The following is a 4,184-nucleotide window of genomic DNA, read 5'->3' on the forward strand; positions in this document are numbered from 1 at the left end:
GCCCGCCTACCAGCCGAGGCTCTGCCGTGCCACCGTGATCGGGCGGCGCAGCACATAGAAGAGCAGCGGCACCTTGCCGCCATACACCTGCGCGGTGCCGCGCGTGCCGATGCGCAGGCCGCGCAGCGCCTGCGCATCGGCGGCGCGCGCAGCGAGCCTGAAGGCCAGGCTGCTGCTCTCGGTCTTCTCGGCCTGGTAGCCGGCGCGCAGCAGATGCGCCTCGATCGGGCGCAGCGGATCGCTGTCGAGGTAGATCTTCACGCGCGCGCCGTCCTCGATCAGCAGGCTGTCCTGCACCGGCAGGAAGATGCTGAACTCGATGCGCTCGGCGTTGGCGATCTTCATGATCTGCTGGCCCGTCTCCACCGGCCGGCCCTGCCAGTCGCGGCGGTCCGAATACACCGCGATGCCGTCCACCGGCGCGCTCAGCACCGACTTGCCCATCAGGTCGCGTGCGTAGTCGTACTGCGCGGTCGCCAGCTCCAGTTCGGCCTTGTTGATCGCCACCTCGCGGTTGGCGTCGGCACTGTCGATCGCCGCCTGCGAGGTGCTCGCGAAGCGGGCCGTCGCCACCTGCATCTTGCGTTGCGCGAGCTCGAGCTCGTTGCGCAGCTTGGTGTCCTCGAAGCGCAGGATCGGCTGATGCGCCTTCACCGGCGTGTTGGGCGGCACCAAAATCTCGGCCACCACGCCGGTCAGCGGCGCCGCGATCACCGCGGGGTCGGCGGCGGCGACCTCCATCGGCGCCAGCGCACTCATCGACACCGGAAAGACGCAGGCCAGCAGCAACGCCGCCGCGATCAGCCAGCGCGTGCCGCGCCCGAAGCGCCAACCCTCCCAGAAGCGGGTGGGCCCGGCCAGTGCGGCCCAAGCGTGCGAGTAGGTCTCGGCCAGCCGGCGCGCCACCTTCTGCTGAGGATCGCTCCAGGGCTCGGCGGCGAACAGCAGCACGCCGCCCAGCGCGTCGCCCTCGTGCATGCGCAATGGCAGCCACAGCGCATGCGCGAACGGATAGGCCGAGGCATCGCGCTCCTCCGGATCGACATAGGCGTCGCGGCCGAAGGCCAGCGGCTCTTCGGTGCGCACCGCCTCCGCCGGCAGATGGGCGACCATGCGCTCGATCCAGCGGATCAGCGGCACGTTGCGGTCCACCGCGGCCAGGCTCGACACGCCGATGACGTGGAAAGCCGCATCCCCGTGCCGGCGCCGCAGGCAGAAGGCCTGGCGGAACGGCAGGATGCGCTTGGCCTCGTTGAGCAGATGAAAGATCAGCTCCTTCTCGGTCTGCTGGCGGCGGATCTCGGCCTCGAGTTCGAGCAGCACCAGCGTGCCGTCGCGCAGGCGCGGCGTGGCGTCGACCACGCGGGCGCCGCCGGCCGCACGCGGTGCCTGGCCTGTTGGGCCCGGCGCGGCGCCTTTCGCCGAAGCGCCGCCGATCTCCCCGAGCGGTGCGGCGCTCATGATGCGGCCCGCCGCGTCATGGCCTGGGCTCCGCACGTTGCCGCGACGCCGTGTTCTGCGCGAACTCGGCGCTGCCGCTCATGCCCGGCAGCACGGCCTCGCGGTTCCCGATGAACTGGCCGACCACGCGCACCGTCTGACTCACCGGGTCCACCGCGGCACCGAGCCGCGTGACCTTGCCTTCGTAGCTGCGCCCGGTCTCATCGATCCTGAACTGGAAGGCGCTGCCCTTTTGCAACCAGCTCAGCCAGGCGGAGGGCGCGATCAGGTGCATCTCGAGCTCGCTGTCGTTGAGCACCCGCGTGAGCTCCTTCCCGGCGGCCGCGTTCTCGTGCTGGTGCGAGATGTTCTCCACCACGATGCCCGAGAACGGCGCGACGATGGTGCAGTCGCGCATCTGCGCCTCCAGCGCGGTCGCCTCGGCGCCGGTCTGCTCCGACTTGGCCTTGGCGATCTGGACGTCGCTCTTGCCGATCGCGTTGTACTTGTCGAGCTCCACGCTTTGCGTGAGCACCTGGTTGCTCGCGCGGTTGGCGGCCCAGGCCGCGTTGGCTTCGGCGCGGATGCGCGAACAGTCGAACGCGACCAGCACGCTGCCCTTCTGGAAGCGCTCGCCCTCGCGGTAGGGCATCTGCGCGATGCGGGCGGCGATCTTGGCCGAGAACAGCACCTCGTCCTTCGCCTTGACGACGCCCCGCACGCCGCCGGCCTCGCCGCGCGGTGCATCGGTCGGCGCCATGGCGACCATGGCGGGCGGCATGCCGGGCGCGGCGGCCGCCGCGATCGCGGTCGACGCCGCAGGCGCCGGAGCAGGTGCCGATGCTGCCGGCACCGGCGGTACGGCCGGCGGCGCGGCAGCCACTGCCGGCGACGGCGGCCGCGCCGTCAGGCCATGGTCGCCCAGGTAGCCCCAGCCGATGGCCGCCAGCACGGCCATGAAGGCCAGGCAGATGGCGAGCGAGCGCAGCATCCCGCCGCCGGAAGATGGCTGAAGCCGTTCGGAAGGATGGGATTCATCGAGTTTCATGAGACAGGTCCCGGTGAAAAGGCGGAGCCGCGGCGCGGCGGGTCATGACGCGGCCATGCAGGCCACGGCGTTCCGGGTGCCGGTCGTGTCCTGCCTGCTCAGCCACAGCTGCTGCAGGCCGTTCGAAAGATCCTTCACCGAGTCGCGGGTGCTCACCTCGGGCGTGAAGCTGTCCAGCCCGATCGCGCTGTACACGTTGGCAAACGCGTTCTGCATGTCGGCATAGGCCAGGTCGTAGCGCACCTCCGACAGCAGGCCGTTCATCTCCTCGCGGATCATGCGTTGCCGGCTTTCCTGGTTGGCCTTGAAGGCCGACTGGATCTGCGTGGTGATGCCGGCCTGCACTTCGGCGTAGCGGCTGGCGGTGACCAGCGACTGCCGCGCAAAGGCGAACTGCGCGCGGCTCACGTGGACCTGCGTCATGACGGCCATCGTCAACGCGCGTTCGCGTTCTCCCAGCCACTCGGTCTGCGCCTCGATCACGCGCTTGTCGGCCGGGTAGCGGAAGATGCTCAGCAGGTTCCAGCTCGCGCGCACGCCGACGCCGGCCCAGTTGTTGTTGTAGAGGAAGTCGTTGGAGTCGTAGTTCGCGCCGATGAAGGTGCGCAGGCTCGGCAGGTTGCGCAGCAGCGCCACCGTGCCGTCGCTTTCGTTCATGCGCAGCCGGTAGGCGATCTCGCGCAGCTCGGAGCGGTTCTCGAGCGCGGCGGTCATCATGGATTCGCCCGACATGCAGAAGTCGGTCGACAGCGCGGTGCGCTGCGGCACGACCAGCGAGAACTCGGTGCCCGGCGCCAGGTTCATCAGCGCGGCGAGCTGCGCCTTGGCGATCACCAGCTCGCGCTGCAATGCCTGGATCTGGCGCTGCACGTCGATCAGGTCGCGCTGGTAGGTCAGCGCGGCCAGCGGGCTCGTGGTGCGGCGGCTGGCGAGCTCCTGCGAGTCGCCGAGCGCGCTGTCGACATCGCCGGCCAGCTGCATGAGCTTGGCGATCAGGCGCTCGGCACTGATGGCGCGCCAGTAGGCGGTGCGCACGTCTTCGACCATCCGGTTGGCGACCTTGCGGCGGCTCTCCAGCGAGATCAGGCGCATGTCCGCCGCCTGCTTGGCGCGCGCATAGGACACGCCGAAGTCCAGCACGTCCCAGCTCAGGCTCAGGTCGACCGCCGTGGTCTGGCGCTCGGTCGAGGTCGACGGTTCCAGCGACTGGCGCCCGCTCAGCAGCGAACGGCTGCTGGCACCGCTCTCGTTGTTGCGCGCATTGAAGCCGGCATTGGCCACCAGCTGCGGCAGCATGTCGAAGCGCGCCCGGTCGAGCTCCTGGCCGCGCACCGCTTCTTCCATCATCGCGACCTTGTAGTCGAGGTTGTATTTCAGCGCGCGTGCCATCGCCTCGTACAGGCTGATCGCATTGCTCACCGGCTCCTGCCCGGTGGTGAGCGTCTTCATGTTGCGGGTGATCCGCACCGTCAGCTGCGGTTTGGTCAGCGGCTCCGGCGTGACGGCGCAGCCCGCCAGCAGCGCGATCGCGGTGACGCCCAGGACGGCGGCGCGCAGCCGCGCCACCGGACGGCTGCGCGCCGGCGAGGTCTCGCGACGCTCACTACTGCCCTGGCGGCTCGTGCGGTGCGTGCTGTGCGTGCTGTGCGTGGGGTGGGTCGATGGCATGGCGGGCGTCCTTCCTTGAATTCGTTTC

At 69.9% G+C, this 4,184-nt stretch carries 3 protein-coding genes; all 3 read right to left on the reverse strand.

The genetic code is table 11. The features are described from left to right. Window positions 1-6: 6 nt before the first annotated feature. Genes AC07PZ_RS12670 through AC07PZ_RS12680 form a run of 3 tightly spaced genes read right to left on the reverse strand, consistent with a single transcriptional unit; the run spans window position 7 to window position 4,156 of the window. Window positions 7-1,461, reverse strand: a complete 1,455-nt coding sequence (locus tag AC07PZ_RS12670) for an efflux RND transporter periplasmic adaptor subunit (protein ID WP_495295442.1) — start codon at window positions 1,459-1,461, stop codon at window positions 7-9. A 16-nt stretch (window positions 1,462-1,477) separates the two neighbouring features. Continuing rightward, complete coding sequence (locus AC07PZ_RS12675; RefSeq protein ID WP_495295443.1) at window positions 1,478-2,488, reverse strand: efflux RND transporter periplasmic adaptor subunit; 1,011 nt, start codon at window positions 2,486-2,488, stop codon at window positions 1,478-1,480. Window positions 2,489-2,530: 42 nt separating this feature from the next. Next, complete coding sequence (locus tag AC07PZ_RS12680) at window positions 2,531-4,156, reverse strand: TolC family protein (RefSeq protein WP_495295444.1); 1,626 nt, start codon at window positions 4,154-4,156, stop codon at window positions 2,531-2,533. Between the last annotated feature and the right edge of the window lie 28 nt (window positions 4,157-4,184).

The organism is Variovorax sp. GW821-FHT10B04, from assembly GCF_059415645.1.